This is a genomic window from Streptomyces sp. NPDC044033 (assembly GCF_056434425.1).
Genome location: NZ_JBWKFF010000002.1, coordinates 45496 through 66906, shown reverse-complemented (window position 1 = coordinate 66906; position 21411 = coordinate 45496). Strand labels below are relative to the sequence as shown.

Genomic DNA, 21411 nt, shown 5'->3' with positions numbered 1-21411 from the left:
AGCCCTTTCAGTTTGTGCCGGCCGCTGCCGCGGCCGGTGTCTTGCGCCCGGAGCCGTCTCGCTCGCCGGCAGCGTCTTCGTCGTCCTCTTCGTCGTCGGGGGAGACCGCGGCCCGGGTCGGGTCCCACTTGATGACCAGACACGTGATCAGGCCCGCGAGCGGGACGACGGCGACCACCAGGAAGGTGTCGGCCAGTCCGAGAGCGTCCTTGATCTGGGGGAAGAGGTAGAGGCCCACGACGCTGCCGAAGCTGCCGACCATGCCGGTGACCCCGGTGCCCAGGGTGCGCACCTCGCTGCGGTAGGAGAGCGCGGCGATCGACTTGCCGTTGGCGCCCGGGCCCGCGGCGTGGCAGAGGATGAACAGCACCGGCAGGATGAAGGCGACGGCGGTCGGCACCTTGCCGAAGGTCAGCCCCATCGCGACCAGGGCGACGAGCACTCCGGCGAAGCCGCCGGCGGAGCTGAGGCGCAGCCCGAGGCGGCGGGCGAAGTACGCGGAGGCGATGCCCGCGACGATGCCGAAGGCGTTGAAGACCATCGAGCCGATGGTGGCCTTCTCGAAGCTCTCGCCGAAGATGGTGAGGCTGATCAGCGGGAGGTACCAGCCCACCGCGAAGTACTGCATGGCCTGGGCCAGCGAGATCACCGAGGAGAGCACGGTGCGCGGCAGGTACCGGCCGCGGAAGAGGATGCCGGCCTGCCGCATCCCGATCGCCGGGGCGGCCGGCGCGGCCTGGCCGCCCTCGCCCACCGGGGTGCCGGCGACGGCGGAGATGCCGAAGATCTTGTGGAGGCTGCGGACGGCGTCCTCCAGCCGCCCCTTGGTCGCGAGCCACGAGGGGCTCTCCGACAGGAAGACGAACTGGAGGATCAGCAGCACGGCGGCCACCACGCCCGCGGAACCCACCGACCAGCGCCAGATGTCCGCGCCGACGTCGAAGTTGTAGAAGACCAGGGCGAGCGCGAGGTTGCTGGTGGTGGCGATGTACCAGACCGCCTGCCAGAGGTTGAGCCGGCCGCGGATGGAGGCGGGGGTGTACTCGGCCAGCAGCGCCATGGCGACGGCGAAGTCGATGCCGTAGGCGACGCCGACCAGCACCCGGCCCACCCAGACCATGGTGAAGTCCCCCGCGAAGCCGGCGAGCAGCGCGCCGAGGAGCGCGAACACCTTGGCCATGAGCAGTGGGGGCACCCGGCCGATGCGGGTGGCGAGCCAGCCGCCGACCGGGTTGAAGATGATGGCCAGGGCGGGGGCCGTGGCGGTGAGCACCGACACCTGTGTGCTGCTCAGCGACATCTGCTCGGTCATCGGGGCGAGACCGGCGCTGAGCGCGGCGTTGGAATAGGCGTCGAGGAAGAGGCCCCCGAACACGAGGAACCAGATGAATTGCGCCCGGCCGGTGAGCTTCCCGAGACCGTCGATCAGCGCTACGACGTCAGCGACGCCATTGACGCTCTGCCGTTGTGCCATGTTCCCGTCCTTCGAAGGACCGGTCGATGGCACAACAGTGAGAAAATAGGCACGGCGAAGCCACCGACAGGTGGTCTGCGTCTGTGCCTGCCTAAAGAACTACGGCTGAGAGTAAGAAGTTTGTCTCGGCCGCGTCAAGAGTTTCCAGGGAAAACACCTGGCCGCAACAGTCCTGTGCTGGGGCGCCGGCCGTGCGGGCGCTGGCCCGGGCCCCTCCGATAAGCGACTTTAGGGCCCAACTCGCTTTGGGTAAGAGCCACTTGACGCCAACTGGCAACAACCCTAACTTTCACACCTCGATGGTGCCCCGCCGCCTACCTCTCTGTCATGGGCACCTCACCCAAAGGAGGCCGTGATGGCCGTAGCCCCTTCTCACCCCCGTAAGAAGAAGCGGATCCGGCTCGGCGTCGGCCTGGCCGTGGTCGTCGCGGCGGCCGGCGTCTGGACGGCGTCGGCCACCGAGGGCCCCGGCGCGGCGGACGCCCCCCAGCGCAACGGCGCGGGGGAGCAGCGCGGCCACGCGGCCCCGCGCGCGGCCGGCCCGCTGTGGAAGGCGGACCCGGACCGCGGAGTGAAGTCGTTCGAGGGCATCGAGACCAAGCCCGGCTCGGTGAAGGTCGTGAACGACCCCGCGGGCCGGTACGGGAAGACGTACGAGCTCCACACCTCGGGTGAGAAGGAGGACGCCGACACCCGGGTCCGGGTCGAGACGCGCGGGCACCGCACCGCCGACGGGTCGGCGCTGCGCTTCTCCAAGGAGGGCGACGTCTTCTATGTCCACTGGCGCTCGATGTGGGGGCCGCTGCCCGTTCAGCGCGGCAAGTGGGTGGTGCTCTGGCAGCTCAAGGACTACGGGCCGGGCGCCGCCACCCCGCCGCTCTCCCTGCGGGCCCGGGGCGACGGCACCGTCGACCTGGAGTACTGCGACCCGAAGCTGAAGACCACGCGGCTATGGCACACCGATCTGAAACTGGACCAGTGGAACGACTTCGTGGTCGGCTTCAAGATCTCGAAGGACCCGGCCGAGGGCTGGGTGAAGCTCTGGCACGACGGCGAGGCCCAGCAGCTCGCCGGGGGCGGCCTGCAGTATTCGGCGGCGACGCTGCGCGGGAACTGGGTGCTGGACAAGTGGGGCGTCTACCGCGCCGACGGGATCACGGGTCCCGCGACCGCGTATCTCAATGGCGCGGCGGTCGGAAGGTCGTACGAGGACGTCGCCTCCCCGTCTTCGAGCGGCGCCGCGAAGTAGGCTCGCCGGGGTGCCCGGAGGGGCCTCGCCGGGTTGGGGGAACGGACGCGTCGTGACCTATGCTTCACCACTTGCGCAATATTTGAAATCTAGCTACGGCGCACTGGGAGGCATTTCGTGGGAGTCACTCTGTCCAAGGGCGGCAACGTCTCGCTCAGCAAGGAGGCCCCCGGCCTGACCGCGGTCATCGTCGGCCTCGGCTGGGACGTCCGCACCACGACCGGCGCCGATTACGACCTCGACGCCTCCGCGCTGCTGTGCGGCGCCGAGGGCAAGGTCCTCAGCGACCAGCACTTCGTGTTCTTCAACAACCTCGCCAGCCCGGACGGTTCCGTGCAGCACAGCGGGGACAACCTCACCGGCGGCGGCGACGGGGACGACGAGCAGATCAAGATCGACCTCTCCGCCGTCCCCGCCGACGTCGAGAAGGTCGTCTTCCCGGTGTCGATCTACGAGGCCGATGAGCGCAACCAGAGCTTCGGCCAGGTGCGCAACGCCTTCATGCGCGTGGTCAACCAGGCCGACGGCCGGGAGATCGCCCGCTACGACCTCACCGAGGACGCCTCCACCGAGACCGCGATGGTCTTCGGCGAGGTCTACCGGCACGGCGGGGAGTGGAAGTTCCGCGCCATCGGCCAGGGGTACGCCTCCGGGCTCGCGGGCATCGCCTCCGACTTCGGCGTCAACGTCTGAGCCGGACACCGGCGGCCCCGAGCGGTTGCGCGATGCCCTACGTGCATCGCGCAACCATCGGGCTCCGGCAGCGCGTCCTGAGAAGTGCCCCGCGGCACGGAAGGCGCCGCGGGGCCCGTACTACGCGAAAGGCAGGGCCCACGTGGGCATCATCGGCTGGATCGTTCTGGGGCTCCTCGCGGGCGCCATCGCCAAGTTCCTGCTCCCGGGGCGCGACCCGGGCGGTCTCTTCGGCACCACTGTCATCGGGGTGGCCGGGGCCTTCGTCGGTGGCTGGCTGTCCGCGAAGTTCCTCGACAAGCCGATCTCGAACCAGTTCTTCGACGCCGCCACCTGGGGCGCCGCGATCGGGGGCTCGCTCGTGCTCCTGATCCTCTACCGCGTCCTGTTCGGGAACTCCCGGCGCTGACGGCGGGGCGCGGGGGCTCCCGGCGCTGACGGCCGCGTCCGGAGGCGCCCGGCGCCGCTGCGCACCGCCGCCGCCCGCCACCCGAACGGCGCAGCCCGGGCGGTGGCGGGCGGCGGACGCCCGAAGACTGGGGGTATCGCCCGCGCCCCGGAAGGACCCGCCATGCCGCTGCCGTACCGCAAGGACCTCGGACTCCTCGCCCTGCGCGCGGGCGCGGGCGGCGTGCTCTTCGCACACGGCGCGCAGAAGCTCTTCGGCTGGTTCGGCGGCCACGGCCTGGAGGCCACCGGCGAGGCCATGGAGCAGATGGGCTTCACCCCCGGCAAGCAGAGCGCACTGGCCGCCGGTCTCGGCGAGGCCGGCGGCGGCACGCTCCTCGCCCTGGGCCTGGCCACCCCCGCGGCCGGCGCGGCGGCGGCCGGCGCGATGGCGGGCGCCGTCGCCGTGCACGCCCCCGCCGGCTTCTTCGTCACCTCCGGCGGCTTCGAGTACCCCGCCTTCCTCGGCTACGTCGCCGCGGGCCTCGGCCTGGCCGGCCCCGGCCGCTACTCCCTCGACCACGCCACCGGCCACTGCCTGGACCGCCCCTGGGTGGTCGCCGCCGGCTTCACCGCGAGCGCCCTGGCCGCGGCCTGCGTCCTGCGCCGCCGAGCGGCGGCGGTACGGGCCTCGGCAGACCTCGAATCCTTCGACGCCCCCGCTTCGGACGGGGACGGGCCTGCGGCTTCGTAGCGAATGGGCCAGAGGCCCCGTAACGGGCCCCATCAGCCCTTTCGGCCCCCGGGGCCTCGTACGTGCCGTACGGAAGTCGCTGTGGCCCAACCTGCCCTCACACGGTGTCCGGGCGGCCAGAACCTACCTCCGGCAGTCTCGGTTTCAGACGGTAGAAGGTGATGGCGGCCTGGACCACGAGCGCGACCGGCAGGACGAGAAACAGGGCCCACGACACCGCGCCGCCCGCAGCCAGGAGGCAGATGACCGGCAGGGTGAGGAGAGTGGGGAACGTAGAGGTCAGGGCGGCGCGCGTACGGGTTCGGCGGTTCATGGGCCAGGCTCCTTGGGGTAAATAGAGGTAACAGGGTGACCACAGCACGTGACATTCAGGCGCGACTGTCGCGCGCCCGGTCCAGGTAGTCGGCCAGCTCTCGCCAGTCGTCGGCGCGAGCGCCGCGGTCTCCGGACACGGCGGCGGGATCGTCGTGCCAGGCAGCCCTTACACCAGCGGAAATACTGGCATCCCCGCCAGTGAACAACGCGCTCAACTCGTCCATGCGGGCCACCAGTCGGCGAACCTTCCGATCAGCGGGAGGAGCCCCGGCCGCACGGAGCTGTTCGGCCCTGCGGTACAGCTCAGGCCACTCGACCTCAAGCAGGTAATGCATCGCAGGCCCCAGGGCAGTGGCACGAGTCCGCAGGACCTGGATCTGGTCGGTATCCAGGCGGCGGCCCAGCGTTTGCTCGCTCTCCGGGCCGGTACCGCCTATCGCCCGCAGCGCATCGAGCAGAGCCGTGGACGCCGGGGCCTGGCCGGTCGACAACTCGGTACCGAGACGTACGAGCCGCTCCCGCAGAACACCGAGCGCAGCGATGGACGACTCCACGCCGGCCAAGTGGTCCCGGACCAACCGCGCCGGGGCGACCCCGGCATCGAGGCAGACGGCGATGGTGTCCAGAGCCAGCCCCAGGCTACGGAGCGCCAGGACCTGATACAGACGGGCGAGGTCTCCCTCGGTGTATTCCCGGTGTCCTCCCGTGGTGCGCCGTGAGGGGCTGAGCAGACCGATGGTGTCCCAGTGATGCAGCGTGCGCACGGTCAGGCCGCTGGCCTCGGCAAGCCGGCCTACCTTCCAGGTCGCAGAAGTGGTCATGGAGCAACGATGCATCCTCACGTCGCGTGAGGTTCAAGCCGGGATGGATCACAGGAGCGATGTGTTACGGGCCCCGTCGACGGCGGAGAAGGCGTTCACGCGAGCAGACGTTCAGTCTCTGTACGAGGGCTGGGGGTATGACAAAGTCGCCGATTGCCAGCCGTTCGAGGACTCGCCTCTGTACGCCGTCATGGTCAGGAAGCTGGACCCGGCCGCGGCAGTGGGTGACGCGAAGTAGTTCTCACCGTGGGAAATTGACGTCGAACCGCAGCCTTGGCTGAGGCTCATTCCGCCCGAGGCGAAGTACGGGACTCGTCCGGTGGCGCCAGGCGGACGGGCGGCAGCAGGTCGCGTTCGTACTCTCGGTGCCAGCATGCTCCCGTCTCCCGGAGTTCCCTCCACGTCGTGAACCGGTACCGGAACATACGGGCGCGGACGTGACCCGGAGGGTGATCGGGGAACGGGTTGTGGCGGATCAGGCGGAGCGTGTCGCGGTCGTTCAGCAGTAGCCGCTGCGTGAATCCGTTGAACCAGGAGCGCCCGTAGGCGGGGGAGAGGGGGACGAACCAGAGCATCCAGTCGAGCCGCCAGTGGAAGGGCGCCCATTGCCGGGGCCAGCGCCGCGGCTCGCCAGGCTTGCCGTAGAACCCGTACTCCCGCCACACCGTCCCCGCCGTGATCTCCGTGTCCCGCGTGCCCTCGATCACCACCTCCCGCCGGGTGCGGCTGACGCTGCCGAACGCGCCGTAGGCGTTCACCAGACGCAGCGGGTCGAAGGAGGTGTTCATGCGCTGACGGTGCGTGAGGAGGTTGCGGGCGGGGTGGTAACTGAGCATCAGGACAAGGGCGGTGACGGCCAGTACGACGGCTTCGAACCACACTGGGGGAGCGGCGAACCGCGGCGCAGTGGGCAGGGGCAGCAGCCCGGCGGCCACCCGGCCGTCCACGGCGCTGACGGCCAGGAGGATCGTCAGCCAGTTCAGCCACGCGAAGTTGCCCGACGCGACGAGCCACAACTGGGTGACGGCGACCGCCGCGCCTGCCCAGGTCGCGACCGGCTGCGGCGCGAACAGGCCGAAGGGCACGATGAGTTGGGCCACATGGTTGGCCGCCGTCTCCACCCGGTGCACGGGCCGGGGCAGCCGGTGGAAGAACCAGCTCAGCGGGCCCGGCATCGGCTGCGTCTCGTGGTGGTAGTCCAGACAGCTCAGCGTCCGCCAGCAGCGGTCGCCGCGCATTTTGATCAGGCCCGCGCCGAACTCGACGCGGAACAGCAGCCAGCGCAGCAGCCAGAGCACGAGCACGGGCGGCCCGGTGCGGGCGTTGCCCAGGAAGACGGCCAGGAACCCCGCCTCCAGCAGCAGGGACTCCCAGCCGAACCCGTACCAGATCTGCCCGACATTGACGATCGACAGATACAGGGCCCACAGCGCCGCCCACATCGCCATCGACGCCCACAGAGGGACCGCGTCGGCCGCCCCCGCCAGAACGGCCGCCGACAGCAGCGCTCCCGCCCAGGCCCACAGGGCGAAGAACCGGTCCGAATAGTGCAGATGGAAGGCGCTGGGCGCCTTCCGGAACGGCACCCGCGCCACGTACTCCGGTACCGGCAGCATCCCCCGCTCGCCGATGAGCGCGCGGAACTGGCGGGCCGCCGCCACGAAGGCGATCAGATAGACGGCGGCCAGCCCCCGCTGGAAGACCAGCCGGGCGAGCCAGTAGTCGGACGAGGCGAACCACTCCATGGCCGTATGCGTACCACTCGCCTCCGGCGCGGAGGGGCGGACTCAGGACGCTCGGCGCGTCGGGGAGTCGAAGGCCGCCTCGACCGTCAGCAGGTACGAGGCGTCCGACCCCGCCGGGAGCTCCCGCGGCTCCGCGCCGCGCGCGAAGAGCCGGGCCGGCCGCTCGCCGCCGACGGTCGCCCGCTCGCCCGAGACCCGCAGCCACGAGCCCTCGCGCAGCCCCAGCACCGGCACGTCGTTCTCCTCCAGGAACTCCGTCAGCCGCTCCTCGCGCGTCTCGCCCTTGTGCGTGCTGAGCGGGTCGGGGTCCAGGTAGTGCGGGTTGATCTGGAACGGGACCAGGCCGAGCGTCTCGAAGGACGGCGGCTGCACGATGGGCATGTCATTGGTGGTGCGGAGGGTGGGCGCCGCCATGTTGGTGCCCGCGCTCGCCCCCATGTACGGCAGCCCGCCCCGTACGGCCGTACGCAGCGCGTCCCGCAGCCCCGTCCGGTACAGCGCGCTCAGCAGCCGGAAGGAGTTGCCGCCGCCGACGAACACCGCGTCGGCGTCCGCGAGCGCGACGAGCGGGTCGCCGCTCTCGTGCACGCCGCGCACCGTGATGCCGGCCGGTTCCAGCGCGCCGCGCACCCGCGCGGTGTACGCGTCGTGGTCCGCCAACGCGTAGGGCACGAAGGCGAGTCGGGCGCCGGAGGGGAGGAAGCCGGTGACGGTGTCCAGGGCGTGCGCCAGGTAACCCTGGCCGTGCTGGGTGGAGTTGGACAGCAGCAGAAGGTTCATGAAACGTGCTCCTCTTCGTATCAGGGTGCGGGGGCGGTCAGTTCTGGGTGCGGCGCGCCGTCCGCTGCGGGGGAGTGGTGAGCCGCCTCTCCAGCGCGTGCGCGGCCCGGCGCAGCGTGTCCAGGCGGTCGTCGGGGCCGGCGGGGAACCGCTCCTCGGCGCCGCCCAGACTGAGGCTGCCGTACGGTTCCCGGCCGAGGAAGACGGGGACGGCGACGGTGGCCACCCCCGCGTCGTACTCGCCGACCGTCCAGGCATGGCCCCGCGCGCGGACCTGCCGGAACTCCTCCTCCAGCCGGTCCGGGTCGGTCTGCGTACGCTCGGTGAACCGCGCCATCGGGCGGCCCCGGAACAGCCGATGGCGCTGGTCGTCGGGCAGGTAGGCGTAGAAGGACTTGCTGGTGGCCCCCGCGTGCGCCGGATACAGCTCGCCGACCAGCGGGTAGTAGCGCAACGGCCCGGACTCGCCCTCGACGGCCGCCACGCAGCGCATGTGGAAGCTGTCCGGCACGCACAGCAGCACCGTGTCTCCCGTATCACGGCACAGCTCCTCCAGTACCGGCCGGGCCAGCAGCTCCAGCGTCCCCGACCGCTCCCACAGCCGCCCGAGCCGCAGCACGGCGGGGCCGATCCGGTACCGCCGGGTGGTCGGGTCCGAGACCAGGAAGCCGCGCCCGGCCAGCGTCGCCAGCAGCCGCTGCGCGACCGAGGTGTCCCAGCCGAACTCCTCGGCGACCTCGGTCACCCCCCAGTCCGGGCGGGTCCGCTCGAAGGCGAGCAGTACGAGCAGCGCCCGGTCCACGGTCTGGAGCAGGCCGGGCGGGGTCCGGCGGTCCGCGTCGAAGTCGGTCATCGCCGGCCCCTCTCGCCAGGATGTCTCACCATTCAGACCTCGATTGCAGATAACGGGAAACTCTTGCGTTCAACGCTATCCCAACCCAATCTGCTGGGAACACCCCCGCCCGGAACAGTGAAAGAAGCGGCTGATGTTGAAGTACGTGCTGGATGTCGTGGACCTCCTGGATGACCCTGCGGCCTCCGGCAAGAACGTCGTGGACTACCTCGACACCGTCGCCGGCCCCGAGGGCTCGGGCGCGCGGGTCACCACCGTCCGGGGCGAGCGGGGCTCCACCGACTTCGTACTCGTCCGCATCCCCGGCAGCGCGGGCCGTTCCAGCGGCGGCAGCGCCCGCACCCTCGGCGTCGTCGGCCGGCTCGGCGGCGTCGGCGCCCGCCCGGAGGTGACCGGCATGGTCTCCGACGCGGACGGCGCCGCCTCGGCCATCGCGGCCGCCGCCAAACTCCTTGACATGCGGCGGCGCGGCGACACCCTGCCCGGCGACGTGATCGTGGCCACCCACATCTGCCCCACCGCGCCCACCGAGCCGCACGACCCGGTGCCCTTCATGGGCTCGCCCGTCGACATCGCGACCATGAACCGGCACGAGGTCTCGGACGAGATGGAGGCGGTGCTCTCCATCGACACCACCAAGGGCAACCGCATCATCAACCACAAGGGCCTGGCGCTGTCGCCCACCGTCAAGGAGGGATGGGTGCTGCGCGTCGCCGACCAGCTCGGCGAGCTGCTGGCCGTCGTCTCCGGTGAGCCCCTGGTCACATATCCCGTGACGACGCAGGACATCACGCCGTACGGTAACGGTGTACATCACATCAATTCGATTCTGCAGCCCGCCACGGCCACCGCCGCCCCCGTCGTGGGGCTCGCGATCACCTCGGCCGCCGCCGTCCCGGGCTGCGCCACCGGCGCCAGCCACGAGAGCGACATCGCCACCGCCGCCCGGTACGCGATCGAGGTCGCCAAGGCGTACGGCGGCGGGCGGCTGGACTTCCACGACGAGGTGGAGTTCGACAACCTCGTGGGCCGCTACGGGTCCCTCGCACACCTCCAGACCCTCGGCCGAGCACAGGAGTCCTGATGGCAGCTACCGAAACGAAGGCGGTGGGCAGCGACGACTACGCGCTGTCCCGCGTTCCGCGCACCGAGCGATTCGGCTTCTGGACCATGCTGCTCCAGTGGCTCGGCCAGTCCGGCTCGCTCTCCCAGTTCACCCTGGGCGCCACCATCGGCGTCGGCATGACCTTCGGCAACGCCTTCCTCGCTTTCACGCTGGGCGCGGTCATCCTCGAAATCGTCATCTTCGCCATCGGCCTGGCAGGCATGCGCGAGGGCCTGGCCACCCCGCTGCTCACCCGCTGGATCGGCTTCGGCCGCAACGGCTCCGCGCTGGTGAGCCTCGTCATCGCGGTCAGCCTGGTGGGCTGGTTCGGCGTACAGAACACGATCTTCGGCAACAGTGTCGCCGCCCTGGTGGGCGGCCCTCCCGCGCTGTGGTGCGCGGTCGCGGGCGTCGCCATCACCGCCCTGGTGATCTTCGGCTTCAAGTACATGGCGATGCTCGCGAAGATCGCCACCCCGCTCTTCTTCGCGCTGATCGCCTGGTCCATCACCACCACGCTCATGGACCACTCGGTGTCCGAGCTGATCAGCGCCCCGCCGCCGGGCGAGCACCTGCCGCTCGCGGTCGCCGCCACCGCCATCGCGGGCGGCTATATGACCGGCGCGATCGTCGCCCCCGAGATGACGCGCTACAACAAGAAGGGCGCGCACGTCTTCGTGCAGAGCGCCTCCTCGATGATCCTCTCCGAGTACATCGTCGGCATGATCGGCGTGCTCCTCGGCCACCTGGTCAAGAGCAGCGACGTCACCCACATCGTGCTCTCCACCTCCGGCGCGGTCGGCGCGATCGTGGTCATCCTGTCCACCGCGAAGATCAACGACTGGAACCTGTACGGCTCCTCGCTCGGCGTCGTCAACTTCTTCCAGGTCGTCTTCGGCAAGCGGCTGCACCGCGGCGTCGTCACCGTCGGCCTCGGCATCGTCGGCACCGTGCTGTCCGCGATCGGGGTCATGGCGCACTTCACCGAGTTCCTCTCCACGCTCGGCGTCGCCATCCCGCCCATCGGCGGCATCATCGTGGCCGAGTACTGGGTGGTGCGGCGGATGCGCAAGCCGCTGGACGCCACCCGCGACGCCGAGACGCTGCCCGCGTCCGCACCCACCTGGGTGCCGATGTCCCTGGTGATCTGGGCCGCCGCGTTCTGCGTCGGCAAGTTCGTCACCGTCGGCATCCCCGCGCTGAACTCCCTGCTCACCGCCTTCGTCCTGTACTGCGTACTCGGCGGCCTCGGCTGGATCAGGAGCTACGGCACCTCCACCCTGGACGACGGGGACACCAGCCTTCCCGACGCCCGCGAAGCGACCCCCATGGGAGCGGCATGAACACCCCCGACACCCAGCACAGCCCCGCCGAGGAGGAGGTCGTCGACCTCTGCCAGGAGCTGATCCGGTTCGACACCTCCAACCCCACCAGCGACGAGCGCGCCTGCGCCGACTGGGTCCGCGCGAAGCTGGCCGAGGCCGGCATCGACTCCGAGCTGGTGGAGAGCGCCCCCGGCCGCGCGAACGTCATCGCCCGGATCGCGGGCGCCGACCCCGCGCGCGGCGCCCTCCTCGTCCACGGCCACCTCGACGTCGTACCGGCCGACGCCGCCGAGTGGCAGGTGCCGCCCTTCTCCGGCGAGATCCGCGACGGCTACCTGTGGGGGCGCGGCGCGATCGACATGAAGGACACGGTCGCGGTGATGCTCGCCACGGCCCGCCACTTCGCCCGTACGGGCACCGTTCCCTCCCGCGACCTGGTGCTGGCCTTCCTCGCGGACGAGGAGGCGGGCGGCAAGTTCGGCGGCCACTGGCTCGTCGAGCACCGGCCGGAGCTGTTCGAGGGAGTCACCGAGGCGATCGGCGAGGGCGGCGGCTTCTCCTTCGCCATCGACGACACCCGCCGTCTCTACCCGATCGAGAACGCCCAGCGCGGCATGGCCTGGATGGAGCTCACCGCGAGCGGCCGGGCCGGGCACGGCTCCTCGCCCAACGACGAGAACGCCGTCACCGACCTCGCCGAATCCCTCACCCGCATCGGCCGCCACACCTTCCCCATCAGGCTGATCGAGCCGGTCCGCGAGCTGCTCGCGGAGGCCGCCCGCCTCTACGGCGTCGACTTCGACGAGAACGACATCGACGGCAGCCTGGCCAAGCTCGGCCCCGTCTCCGACTTCATGCAGGTCGTGCTCCGCAACTCCGCCAACCCGACCATGCTCCAGGCCGGCTACCAGACCAATGTGATCCCCGGCCGGGCTACCGCACGCGTCGACGGCCGCTTCCTGCCCGGCCACGAGCAGGAGCTGATCGACACCATCGACGAGCTGCTGCTGCCCTCGGTCAGCCGGGAGTGGGTCAATCACGACATCGCCATGGAGACCGCCTTCGAGGGCCCGCTGGTCGACGCGATGTGTGCCGCCGTACGCGCCGAGGACCCGGACGGCCACCCCGTGCCGTACTGCAACCCGGGCGGCACGGACGCGAAGGCGTTCACCCAGCTCGGCATCCGCTGCTTCGGCTTCAAGGGCCTCAAGCTGCCGCACGACCTGGACTACGGCCGCCTCTTCCACGGCGTGGACGAGCGGGTCCCGCTGGAGGGTCTGAGGTTCGGGGTCCGCGTGATGTCGCGGCTCTGGCAGACCTGCTGACGGACAGTCACCTTCCGTAACACCCCAAGACCGCACGCCCCCGCGCCTCCTCCTCGCGGGGGCGTCGCGCGTGCCCCACCCGCCTGTGGCTCGCCACGCTCAGGCCCTTGGCCATGTCCCTGGCCGGTCTCTCAGGCCATGGAGTCCAGTTGGGAGCGCAGCCACTCCTCCACCTCGCCGACGTGCGCCGCCGCCGCCATCCGGGCCGCCTCCGGGTCGCGGTCCACCAGCGCCCGGTGGATGCGGGCGTGCTCCTTGCGCGTACGGTCGTACGCCCCCTCCTGCTGGTAGCCGCGCCACACGCGGGCCCGGAAGGTGCGGGAGGAGAGGCCCTCCACGATCGCGGCCAGTGAGTCGTTGCCCGCCGCCAGGCAGATCGCCCGGTGGAAGGCCAGGTCGGCGGCGAGGATCTCCTCCGGGTCCTCGGTGGCGTTCATCGCCTGGAGATGCTCCGCCACGACGGTGAGCTGTTCGTCGGTGATCCGGGCCGCGGCCAGCGCGGTCGCCGTCGACTCCAGGATGCGCCGCACCTCCATCAGCTCCACCAGCCGCGGGCCCCGGGATATCTGCGCGACCACCCCGAAGGTCTCCAGCAGATCGCCTGCCTCCAGCTGGGTGACGTAGATCCCCGAGCCGTGCCGGGCCTGGAGCACACCGAGGACGGTCAGCGCGCGGATCGCCTCCCGCATGGAGCTGCGGGAGATGCCGAGCTGGACCGCGAGATCCCGCTCGGTGGGCAGCCGCTGGCCGGCCTCCAACTGCCCCCCGGCGATCATCGCCTTGATCTGCTCGATCGCCCGCTGCGTCACTGTCCCCTTGGGGGGCGTGATGTCCTCCATGGTTCCCCTCCCGGCGTCGGTGTCGCGGCAGTCTAACCACGCAAGTGATCGGACCAATACTCCTTCAAGTCGCGAAAATCGGGGTCCTAGGGGTGTTGTGCGCGCCAAGAGGTCTGATAAATATTCGGCGCGGCCGGTGCTGGCACCGGACCGTACCCCAGTGCTTTCCTTGGTGAGGAGCCGTCAGATGACCGGTAGGCCAGTGAGGTTGAGCACGCGAGCCGTGCGCGCGATGGCGGCGGCGGCCTGCGCCGCACTGGCGCTCACGGCGTGCGGCAGCACGAAGGACACCGCGGCCGGCGGGGGAGGCGGCAAGGGCGACGGCAAGGTCGGCGTGATCGTGCCGCTGCTGACCTCGCCGTTCTGGCAGTCCTACAACGACTACGTGCCCAAGATGGCCAAGGCCGAGAGCGTCGACGCGCTCAAGACCGTCAACTCCAACAGCGACTCGGCCCAGCAGATCACCGACATCAACAACCAGCTCAACCAGGGTGTACGCGGCCTCGTCGTGGCCCCCCTCGACAGCGCCGCCATCGCCGCCGGACTCGACCAGGCCGAGCGCAAGGGGGTCCCGGTGGTCGCCGTCGACGTCGCCCCCGAGAAGGGCAAGGTCGCCATGGTCGTACGCGCCGACAACGTTGCCTACGGGACGCGGGCCTGTGAATACCTCGGCAAGCAGCAGTCCTCCGGCAAGGTCGTACAGATCATGGGCGACCTCGCCTCGGTCAACGGCCGGGAGCGCTCCGAGGCGTTCCGCGCCTGCATGAAGCAGAAGTTCCCCGAGGTCAAGGTGTTGGAGATCCCCGCCAAGTGGGAGTCCGACACCGCGGCCTCCAAGCTCGACACCCTGCTCAACGCCAACCCCGACATCAAGGGGATCTACATGCAGGCGGGCGGCGTCTACCTCGCGCCCACCCTCCAGACCCTCAAGAGCAAGGGCATGCTCAAGAAGGCCGGCGCGAGTGGCCACATCACGATCGTCTCCAACGACGGCATCCCGCAGGAGTTCGACGCGATCCGCAAGGGTGAGATCGATGCCACCCTCTCCCAGCCCGCCGACGCCTACGCCAAATACGGCATGTACTACATCAAGGCGGCCATGGCCGGGAAGACCTTCAAGCCCGGCCCCACCGACCACGGCTCCACGATCGTCAAACTGCCCAGCGGCGTCCTGGAGGACCAACTGCCCACTCCGCTGGTCACCAAGGCCAACGTGGACGACAAGAAGCTGTGGGGCAACGCTGATAACACAGCCGACAAAGCCGGCACGGCCAAATGAGCACCGACACGGCCGCGCGCCCCCTCGTCGAGGCCGCCGGTATCACCAAGCGCTACGGGCCCACCGTGGCCCTGCGTGACGGCCAACTGACCGTACTGCCCGGCGAATCGCACGCCCTGGTCGGCCGCAACGGCGCCGGCAAGTCGACCCTCGTGTCGATCCTCACCGGCCTTCAGCCGCCCGACGAGGGAACCATCGCCTTCGACGGCGAGAGCGCACCACCGCTCTCCGACCGCGACGCCTGGCGCGCCAAGGTGGCCTGCGTCTACCAGAAGCCCACCGTCGTGCCCGAACTCACCGTCGCCGAGAACCTCTTCATCAACCGTCAGCCGACCCGGCGCTTCGTCATCGACTGGCGCAGGCTCCGCACCGAGGCCGCCGCACTGCTCGACGCCTGGGATGTCCGCGTGGATCCCGGCGCCCGCACCGCCGACCTCAAGGTCGAGGACCGGCAGATGGTCGAGATCGCCCGCGCCCTCTCCTTCGGCGCCCGCTTCATCGTCCTCGACGAGCCCACCGCCCAGCTCGACAACCGCGAGATCGAGCGGCTCTTCACCCGGATGCGCGCCCTCCAGGCGTCCGGGGTGACGTTTCTGTTCATCTCGCACCACCTCCAAGAGGTCTACGAGGTCTGCCAGGCCGTCACCGTGCTCCGCGACGCACGCTGGATCACCACCGCCCCCGTCGCCGACCTCCCGCGCGCCGCCCTCGTCGAGGCCATGGCGGGGGAGTCCGCCCCCGCCGCCCGTACCGCGGCCGACCGCATCGCCGCCGAGGACGCCCCGGTACGCCTGGCGGTACGTCAGCTGACCGGCGAGGCGTACGAAGCCGTCGACCTGACCATCCGCAGGGGCGAGGTCGTCGGACTCGCGGGCAGTAGCGCCAGCGGCAAGATACAACTCGCCGAATCCCTCGCCGGGCTCCGCGCACCGGCCTCCGGAACCGCCGAACTCGACGGCGAGACCCTGCCGTTCGGCGACGTGCCCGCCGCCCTCAAGGCCGGGGTCGGCTGCGTACCGCGCGACCGCCACGAACAGGGCCTCGTCTTCGGCATGACCATCGGCGACAACGCCACCATGAGCGTCCCGGACCGCCTGGGCCGGTACGGATTCGTCTCCACCGCACGCAAACGGTCCCTCGCCCAGGTCCTCGTCCGCCGCCTCGACATCCACGCCGAAGGCCCCGACCAGCCGGTCTCCGACCTCTCCGGCGGCAACGCGCAGAAAGTCGTGATGGCCCGCGCGCTGGCCGGCGACCCGCGACTGCTCATCCTCATCAACCCGACCGCGGGCGTGGACGTGAAGTCCAAGGAATCGCTGCTCGCCCGGATGGACGGCGCCAGCGAGGACGGCACCGCCGTGCTCGTCGTCTCCGACGAGGTCGACGACCTGCGCCGCTGCGACCGGGTCCTGGTGCTCTTCCATGGCCGCGTCGTCGCCGACCTGGCGGCGGGCTGGCACGAACACGAGCTGATCGCCTCGATCGAAGGAGTGGACCGTGGCTGACACCAAAGCCCCGTCGGTCTCGGAGACCGCCGAGGACCGCGGCGCCGCCGCGCGCGGCCGGGCGGCCGGAAAGTCCGTACTGCTGCGCAGGGCGCGGGAGTTGGCGCTCGTACCGGCCCTGATCCTGATGCTCGTGCTCGGCGCGCTGCTCAACGACTCGTTCCTCACCGAGCGGAACATCATCTCCATCCTCGGCGCGTCCGCGGCCCTCGCCATGGTGGTGCTCGCCGAATCGCTGGTGCTGATCACCGGCAAGTTCGACCTCTCCCTTGAGTCGGTCGTCGGCATCGCCCCCGCCCTCGGCGCGCTGCTCGTACTGCCCGCCGCCCAGGCCGGGTTCGGCACGCAGTGGCCGACAGGCGCGGCCCTGCTCGCCATCGCCGTCGTCGGCGCGGCCATCGGCGCGTTCAACGGCATCCTGGTCGTCAAACTCCGGCTCAACGCCTTCATCGTCACCCTCGCCATGCTGATCGTGCTGCGCGGCCTGCTCGTCGGCGCGACCAAGGGCAAGACCCTCTTCGGCATGCCGGACGCCTTCTACACCCTGGCCACCAGCACCTTCCTGGCCATCCCGCTCTCGGTCTGGCTGGCCGCCGCCTGCTTCGGCGCCGCGGGCTTCGTGCTCAAGTACCACCGCTGGGGCCGCGCCCTGTACGCCATCGGCGGCAACGCCGACGCCGCGGCCGCCGCCGGCATCCGCGTCCAGCGGGTCATGCTCGGCGTCTACATCGTCGCCGGGGTCCTGGCCTCCGTGGGCGGGCTGATGCAGACCGGCTACGTCGGCGCGATCAACGCCAACCAGGGCCAGAACATGATCTTCACGGTCTTCGCGGCGGCGGTCATCGGCGGCATCAGTCTCGACGGCGGCAAGGGCACCATGTTCGGCGCCCTCACCGGCGTGCTGCTGCTCGGCGTCGTACAGAACCTGCTGACCCTCGCCCAGGTGCCGTCCTTCTGGATCCAGGCCATCTACGGCGGCATCATCCTCATCGCCCTGATGATCGCCCGGGTGACCACCGGCAGGGCCCAGGACTGAGGGCCGGCCGCCGGCGACTCGCGCGCCGGCCGTCCGACCTCACCTCGCAAGGAGTACGGAACCCAGTGAAGCTGTTGCGCCACGGCGCTCCCGGCGCGGCGCGCGCCCCGCTCCACCCCGGCGCGCCTCCCGCCCCGCTCCGCCCCGGCGACACCGTCGGACCCGGCGATGCCGCACCCCGCACCGTCGCATCCCGCACCATCGCATCCCGCACCGTCGAACCCGACATCGCAGTGCCCGACATCGAAGAGCCCGGCGGCCGGCGCCGGGCACCCGCCCGAGCCTGAGAGGCCCACCGTGTCTTCAACTGTCCCGCGCGTCACCGCGCTCGACACGTACGACATCCGGTTCCCCACCTCGCGGGAGCTCGACGGTTCGGACGCGATGAACCCGGACCCCGACTACTCCGCCGCCTACCTGGTGCTGCGCACCGACGCGGCCGACGGCGCCGAGGGGCACGGCTTCACCTTCACCATCGGCCGGGGCAACGACGTACAGGTCGCCGCGATCGGCGCGCTCCGCGCCCACGTCGTCGGCCGGCCCGTCGACGAACTCTGCGCCGACCCCGGCTCGCTCTGCCGCGACCTGACTGGAGACTCCCAACTGCGGTGGCTCGGGCCCGAGAAGGGCGTGATGCACATGGCGATCGGCGCGGTCGTCAACGCCGCCTGGGACCTCGCGGCCAAACGCGCCGGCACCCCGCTGTGGAAGCTGCTCGCCGACGCCGAACCCGAATGGCTCGTCTCACAGATCGACTTTCGCTACATCGCCGACGCGCTCAGCCCCGAGGACGCCCTCGGGCTCCTGCGGCGCGGCCGCGAGGGGGCCGCCGAACGCACGGAGCGACTGCTCGCCCGCGGCTACCCCGGCTACACCACCTCGCCCGGCTGGCTCGGCTACTGCGACGAGAAGCTCACCCGCCTCGCCCGGGAGGCCGTCGCCGACGGTTTCACCCAGATCAAGCTCAAGGTCGGCGCGGACCTCGACGACGACATCCGGCGGATGCGCACCGCGCGCGCCGCCGTCGGCCCCGGCATCCGCATCGCCATCGACGCCAACCAGCGCTGGAACGTGCGCGAGGCCATCGACTGGACCAACGCGCTCGCGGAGTTCGACCCCTACTGGATCGAGGAGCCCACCAGCCCCGACGACGTGCTCGGCCACGCCGCCGTCCGCCGGGCCGTGGCCCCCGTGCGGGTCGCCACCGGCGAGCACGTACAGAACCGGATCGTCTTCAAGCAGCTGCTCCAGGCGGAGGCGCTCGACATCCTCCAGATCGACGCGGCCCGCGTCGGCGGCGTCAACGAGAACCTCGCCATCCTGCTGCTCGCCGCCAAATACGGCGTCCCGGTCTGCCCGCACGCGGGCGGCGTCGGACTCTGCGAGCTCGTGCAGCACCTGTCGATGTTCGACTACGTGGCGCTCTCCGGTACCACCGACAACCGTGTCATCGAGTACGTCGGCCACCTCCACGAGCACTTCACCGACCCCGTGCACATCCGCGACGGCCACTACCGCGCGCCGCTCGCCCCCGGTTTCTCGGCCACCATGAGGCCCGAGTCCATCGCCCGGTACACCTACCCGGACGGCGGCTTCTGGGCCGCCGACCGCGCCTCGCGGGGGAGTCAGGGGCCCGAAGGTTCCGAAGGTCCCCAAGGCCCAGGCGGTTCAGGCGGTACAGGCGGTTCAGACGGATCAGAAGGAGAAGCGGCATGACGGAACTTCAGGGCCTCAACGTCCTCGTCACCGGCGGCGGTTCAGGCATCGGCCTGGCGACGGCCCGGCTCTTCGCCGAGCGCGGCGCACGCGTAGCGGTGCTCGACCGCGACCCCAAGGCGGCCGAGAAGCCGCTGCTGGGCTACGCGGCCGACGTGAGCGACGACGCGTCCGTGCGCGCGGCGGTCCAAGCCGCCGCCGCCGACCTCGGCGGCCTCGACATCCTGGTCAACAACGCCGGCATCGGCGCCGCCGGGACCGTCGCCGACAACGACGACGAGGAATGGCGCCGCGTGCTCGACGTCAACGTCGTGGGCATCGTCCGTACGAGCCGGGCCGCCCTGCCGCACCTGCGGCGCTCCGCACACGCCGCGATCGTCAACACCTGCTCCATCGCCGCCACCGCCGGGCTGCCGCAGCGCGCGCTGTACTCGGCGAGCAAGGGCGCGGTCCTCTCGCTGACCCTCGCCATGGCCGCCGACCATGTACGCGAGGGCATCCGGGTCAACTGCGTGAACCCCGGCACCGCGGACACCCCCTGGGTCGGACGGCTGCTGGACGCGGCCGACGACCCCGAGGCCGAACGCGCCGCTCTGAACGCCCGTCAGCCGATGGGCCGCCTGGTCACCGCCGGTGAAGTAGCCGCCGCCATCGTCTACTTGGCGAGCCCGGCCGCCGCCTCCGTCACCGGCACGGCGCTCGCCGTCGACGGCGGAATGCAGGGGCTGCGACTGCGCCCGGCCGAGCGGTGAGGTCCGCCCGGCTCGGCCGCGGCCCGGTCCGCGTCACCGAGCTGTCCTTCGGATCGGCCGGCATCGGCAACCTCTACACCCCTGTGAGCGACGCCGGCGCCAGAGCGGCCGTCGACGCCGCCTGGGCCATGGGGATGCGCTACTTCGACACCGCTCCGCACTACGGCCTCGGCCTCGCGGAGCGCCGCCTCGGCGCCGCCCTGCGCGACCGGCCGCGCGCCGAGTACACCGTGTCCACCAAGGTCGGACGTCTGCTGGAGCCGGACCCCGCCGCGGTGGGCGAGGACACCGCGGGCGGCTTCGCCGTGCCCGCCACCCATCGCCGGGTCTGGGACTTCACCGCCGACGGCGTGCTGCGCAGCGTCGAGGCGAGCCTCGCACGGCTCGGCCTGGACCGGATCGACGCCGTGTACCTGCACGACCCCGACGACCATCTGGAGCAGGCCCTCGACCACGCCTACCCGGCCCTGGAACGGCTCCGCGCCGAAGGCGTCGTCGGCGCGATCGGCGCGGGCATGAACCACGCCGCGCCGCTCGCCCGCTTCATGCGCGACACCGATGTCGACGCGGTGCTGCTCGCCGGCCGCTACACCCTCCTCGACCAGAGCGGGCTGGTGGAACTGCTCCCCGAGGCGGCGGCGCGCGGCAAGAGCGTGGTCGTCGGCGGGGTCTTCAACTCCGGGCTGCTCGCCGACCCGCGCCCCGGGGCCCGGTACGACTACGAGGCCGCGCCCCGGCCCGTACTGGACCGGGCGCTGGCCGCGCGGACCGTGGCCGAGCGGCACGGCATACCGCTGCGGGCGGCGGCGCTGCACTTCCCCTTCGGCCACCCGGCCGTCGCGAGCGTCCTGGTCGGCGCCCGCTCGGCGAGCGAGGTCCGCGACGGCGCGGAGCTGCTGCGGCGGCCGGTGCCCGCGGCGTTCTGGACCGAGCTGCGCGAGCGCGGGCTGCTGCCGGACCAGGTGCCGGTACCGGTCCCGGCCGGGCATTAGCCGCCCACCTCGCGTACTGACTGCCGGCGGCCCGTCCTGCCCGCGGCCGCCCCGTCCCGCCCGTACCGCCTGCCGTCGCCCCGTACGCCCGTACCGCCTGCCGTCACTCAGTAGCGGCCGCGACACCCCTTCGATCCAGGAGCTGCCATGAGGATCGCCCTGCACACCACGGTCCGCGCCGAGCGGATCAAGGAGTACGAGGCGGCGCACCGCGAAGTGCCCGCCGAACTGATCACGGCCATCCGGGCCGCCGGAGCCACCTCGTGGACTATCTGGCGCAGCGGCACCGACCTCTTCCATGTCATCGAGTGCCCCGACTATCCGCGGATGCTCGCGGAGTTGGAGAGGCTGCCGGTCAACGTCGCCTGGCAGGCGCGGATGGGCGAACTGCTGGACACGGCCCATGACTACTCGCCGGACGGAGCCGCCGCCGGGCTGCCCGTCGTATGGGAGCTGTGACGCCGTG

At 71.1% G+C, this 21411-nt stretch carries 22 protein-coding genes; 15 read left to right on the top strand and 7 right to left on the bottom strand.

Features of this window, described 5'->3' with window-relative positions; genetic code table 11:
• Positions 1-7 precede the first annotated feature (7 nt).
• Positions 8-1474: an MFS transporter gene (locus AC07AB_RS04510; RefSeq protein WP_478559912.1), complete on the bottom strand. Its 1467-nt coding sequence runs from the start codon at positions 1472-1474 to the stop codon at positions 8-10.
• A 355-nt stretch (positions 1475-1829) separates the two neighbouring features.
• Here AC07AB_RS04510 and AC07AB_RS04505 point away from each other — a divergent pair, with 355 nt between their 5' ends.
• The 4 genes from AC07AB_RS04505 to AC07AB_RS04490 all read left to right on the top strand — a co-directional run bounded on the left by AC07AB_RS04505 (position 1830) and on the right by AC07AB_RS04490 (position 4557).
• The gene (locus AC07AB_RS04505) at positions 1830-2723 is read left to right on the top strand and encodes a heparin lyase I family protein (RefSeq protein WP_478559909.1); all 894 of its coding nucleotides are present in this window, start codon (positions 1830-1832) and stop codon (positions 2721-2723) included.
• 117 nt (positions 2724-2840) lie between these two features.
• The gene (locus AC07AB_RS04500) at positions 2841-3416 is read left to right on the top strand and encodes a TerD family protein (protein ID WP_478559906.1); all 576 of its coding nucleotides are present in this window, start codon (positions 2841-2843) and stop codon (positions 3414-3416) included.
• Positions 3417-3558: 142 nt separating this feature from the next.
• Positions 3559-3825 (top strand): GlsB/YeaQ/YmgE family stress response membrane protein, encoded by a 267-nt coding sequence (locus AC07AB_RS04495; RefSeq protein ID WP_478559903.1) that lies wholly within the window; start codon positions 3559-3561, stop codon positions 3823-3825.
• 162 nt (positions 3826-3987) lie between these two features.
• Entirely contained in the window at positions 3988-4557 is a 570-nt protein-coding gene (locus AC07AB_RS04490) for a DoxX family protein (RefSeq protein WP_478559900.1), read from the top strand.
• Between the two features lie 97 nt (positions 4558-4654).
• Here the strand turns inward: AC07AB_RS04490 and AC07AB_RS04485 are convergent, their stop codons facing one another.
• From AC07AB_RS04485 to AC07AB_RS04465, 5 genes are all read right to left on the bottom strand, one after another.
• Positions 4655-4870 (bottom strand): hypothetical protein, encoded by a 216-nt coding sequence (locus tag AC07AB_RS04485; protein ID WP_478559897.1) that lies wholly within the window; start codon positions 4868-4870, stop codon positions 4655-4657.
• 55 nt (positions 4871-4925) lie between these two features.
• A complete protein-coding gene (locus AC07AB_RS04480; RefSeq protein WP_478559894.1) occupies positions 4926-5693 on the bottom strand; it encodes a MerR family transcriptional regulator in 768 nt (255 codons plus the stop codon).
• Positions 5694-5977: 284 nt separating this feature from the next.
• Positions 5978-7438, bottom strand: coding sequence for a lipase maturation factor family protein (locus AC07AB_RS04475; RefSeq protein WP_478559891.1), 1461 nt, complete (start codon positions 7436-7438; stop codon positions 5978-5980).
• A gap of 42 nt (positions 7439-7480) precedes the next feature.
• Entirely contained in the window at positions 7481-8218 is a 738-nt protein-coding gene (gene pepE, locus AC07AB_RS04470; RefSeq protein WP_478559888.1) for a dipeptidase PepE, read from the bottom strand.
• Positions 8219-8255: 37 nt separating this feature from the next.
• Complete coding sequence (locus tag AC07AB_RS04465; RefSeq protein ID WP_478559885.1) at positions 8256-9071, bottom strand: IclR family transcriptional regulator; 816 nt, start codon at positions 9069-9071, stop codon at positions 8256-8258.
• 133 nt (positions 9072-9204) lie between these two features.
• Between AC07AB_RS04465 and AC07AB_RS04460 the strand changes: the two genes are divergently transcribed.
• From AC07AB_RS04460 to AC07AB_RS04450, 3 genes are read left to right on the top strand one after another with little or no spacing between them, the layout of a single operon-like run.
• Positions 9205-10155 carry a DUF1177 domain-containing protein gene (locus AC07AB_RS04460; protein ID WP_478559882.1) on the top strand — a complete coding sequence of 317 codons (951 nt, stop codon included), beginning with the start codon at positions 9205-9207 and terminating at the stop codon, positions 10153-10155.
• A complete protein-coding gene (locus AC07AB_RS04455) occupies positions 10155-11519 on the top strand; it encodes a cytosine permease (RefSeq protein WP_478559879.1) in 1365 nt (454 codons plus the stop codon). Before AC07AB_RS04460 ends, AC07AB_RS04455 begins: the two co-directional genes overlap by 1 nt.
• Positions 11429-12826: a M20/M25/M40 family metallo-hydrolase gene (locus AC07AB_RS04450; protein ID WP_478561526.1), complete on the top strand. Its 1398-nt coding sequence runs from the start codon at positions 11429-11431 to the stop codon at positions 12824-12826. The genes AC07AB_RS04455 and AC07AB_RS04450 overlap by 91 nt, the downstream gene beginning before the upstream one ends.
• A 131-nt stretch (positions 12827-12957) precedes the next feature.
• Here the strand turns inward: AC07AB_RS04450 and AC07AB_RS04445 are convergent, their stop codons facing one another.
• Positions 12958-13665 (bottom strand): FadR/GntR family transcriptional regulator, encoded by a 708-nt coding sequence (locus AC07AB_RS04445; protein WP_478559876.1) that lies wholly within the window; start codon positions 13663-13665, stop codon positions 12958-12960.
• 187 nt (positions 13666-13852) lie between these two features.
• On the opposite strand from AC07AB_RS04445, the gene AC07AB_RS04440 reads away from it, so the two are divergent.
• The 8 genes from AC07AB_RS04440 to AC07AB_RS04405 all read left to right on the top strand — a co-directional run bounded on the left by AC07AB_RS04440 (position 13853) and on the right by AC07AB_RS04405 (position 21404).
• Positions 13853-14944: a sugar ABC transporter substrate-binding protein gene (locus tag AC07AB_RS04440; RefSeq protein WP_478559873.1), complete on the top strand. Its 1092-nt coding sequence runs from the start codon at positions 13853-13855 to the stop codon at positions 14942-14944.
• Positions 14941-16449, top strand: coding sequence for a sugar ABC transporter ATP-binding protein (locus AC07AB_RS04435; RefSeq protein WP_478559870.1), 1509 nt, complete (start codon positions 14941-14943; stop codon positions 16447-16449). Before AC07AB_RS04440 ends, AC07AB_RS04435 begins: the two co-directional genes overlap by 4 nt.
• Positions 16442-17485, top strand: a complete 1044-nt coding sequence (locus AC07AB_RS04430; RefSeq protein WP_478559868.1) for an ABC transporter permease — start codon at positions 16442-16444, stop codon at positions 17483-17485. Before AC07AB_RS04435 ends, AC07AB_RS04430 begins: the two co-directional genes overlap by 8 nt.
• A 65-nt stretch (positions 17486-17550) precedes the next feature.
• A complete protein-coding gene (locus tag AC07AB_RS04425) occupies positions 17551-17772 on the top strand; it encodes a hypothetical protein (RefSeq protein ID WP_478559865.1) in 222 nt (73 codons plus the stop codon).
• Positions 17773-17782: 10 nt separating this feature from the next.
• On the top strand, positions 17783-19201 hold the full coding sequence (locus AC07AB_RS04420; RefSeq protein WP_478559862.1) for an L-fuconate dehydratase: 1419 nt from the start codon (positions 17783-17785) through the stop codon (positions 19199-19201).
• A complete protein-coding gene (locus tag AC07AB_RS04415) occupies positions 19198-19953 on the top strand; it encodes an SDR family NAD(P)-dependent oxidoreductase (protein ID WP_478559859.1) in 756 nt (251 codons plus the stop codon). Before AC07AB_RS04420 ends, AC07AB_RS04415 begins: the two co-directional genes overlap by 4 nt.
• Positions 19950-20945 carry an aldo/keto reductase gene (locus AC07AB_RS04410; RefSeq protein ID WP_478559856.1) on the top strand — a complete coding sequence of 332 codons (996 nt, stop codon included), beginning with the start codon at positions 19950-19952 and terminating at the stop codon, positions 20943-20945. The genes AC07AB_RS04415 and AC07AB_RS04410 overlap by 4 nt, the downstream gene beginning before the upstream one ends.
• Before the next feature lie 147 nt (positions 20946-21092).
• Positions 21093-21404 carry an L-rhamnose mutarotase gene (locus AC07AB_RS04405; protein WP_478559853.1) on the top strand — a complete coding sequence of 104 codons (312 nt, stop codon included), beginning with the start codon at positions 21093-21095 and terminating at the stop codon, positions 21402-21404.
• Positions 21405-21411 lie beyond the last annotated feature (7 nt).

What these genes read in the sequence shown, in the direction of transcription:
- pepE (WP_478559888.1), bottom strand. Translation starts at nt 8,218, where the DNA reads ATGAACCTTCTGCTGCTGTCCAACTCCACCCAGCACGGCCAGGGTTAC.
- AC07AB_RS04480 (WP_478559894.1), bottom strand. Translation starts at nt 5,693, where the DNA reads ATGACCACTTCTGCGACCTGGAAGGTAGGCCGGCTTGCCGAGGCCAGC.
- AC07AB_RS04435 (WP_478559870.1), top strand. Translation starts at nt 14,941, where the DNA reads ATGAGCACCGACACGGCCGCGCGCCCCCTCGTCGAGGCCGCCGGTATC.
- AC07AB_RS04510 (WP_478559912.1), bottom strand. Translation starts at nt 1,474, where the DNA reads ATGGCACAACGGCAGAGCGTCAATGGCGTCGCTGACGTCGTAGCGCTG.
- AC07AB_RS04415 (WP_478559859.1), top strand. Translation starts at nt 19,198, where the DNA reads ATGACGGAACTTCAGGGCCTCAACGTCCTCGTCACCGGCGGCGGTTCA.
- AC07AB_RS04505 (WP_478559909.1), top strand. Translation starts at nt 1,830, where the DNA reads ATGGCCGTAGCCCCTTCTCACCCCCGTAAGAAGAAGCGGATCCGGCTC.
- AC07AB_RS04445 (WP_478559876.1), bottom strand. Translation starts at nt 13,665, where the DNA reads ATGGAGGACATCACGCCCCCCAAGGGGACAGTGACGCAGCGGGCGATC.
- AC07AB_RS04490 (WP_478559900.1), top strand. Translation starts at nt 3,988, where the DNA reads ATGCCGCTGCCGTACCGCAAGGACCTCGGACTCCTCGCCCTGCGCGCG.
- AC07AB_RS04485 (WP_478559897.1), bottom strand. Translation starts at nt 4,870, where the DNA reads ATGAACCGCCGAACCCGTACGCGCGCCGCCCTGACCTCTACGTTCCCC.
- AC07AB_RS04405 (WP_478559853.1), top strand. Translation starts at nt 21,093, where the DNA reads ATGAGGATCGCCCTGCACACCACGGTCCGCGCCGAGCGGATCAAGGAG.
- AC07AB_RS04460 (WP_478559882.1), top strand. Translation starts at nt 9,205, where the DNA reads ATGTTGAAGTACGTGCTGGATGTCGTGGACCTCCTGGATGACCCTGCG.
- AC07AB_RS04455 (WP_478559879.1), top strand. Translation starts at nt 10,155, where the DNA reads ATGGCAGCTACCGAAACGAAGGCGGTGGGCAGCGACGACTACGCGCTG.
- AC07AB_RS04475 (WP_478559891.1), bottom strand. Translation starts at nt 7,438, where the DNA reads ATGGAGTGGTTCGCCTCGTCCGACTACTGGCTCGCCCGGCTGGTCTTC.
- AC07AB_RS04465 (WP_478559885.1), bottom strand. Translation starts at nt 9,071, where the DNA reads ATGACCGACTTCGACGCGGACCGCCGGACCCCGCCCGGCCTGCTCCAG.
- AC07AB_RS04440 (WP_478559873.1), top strand. Translation starts at nt 13,853, where the DNA reads ATGACCGGTAGGCCAGTGAGGTTGAGCACGCGAGCCGTGCGCGCGATG.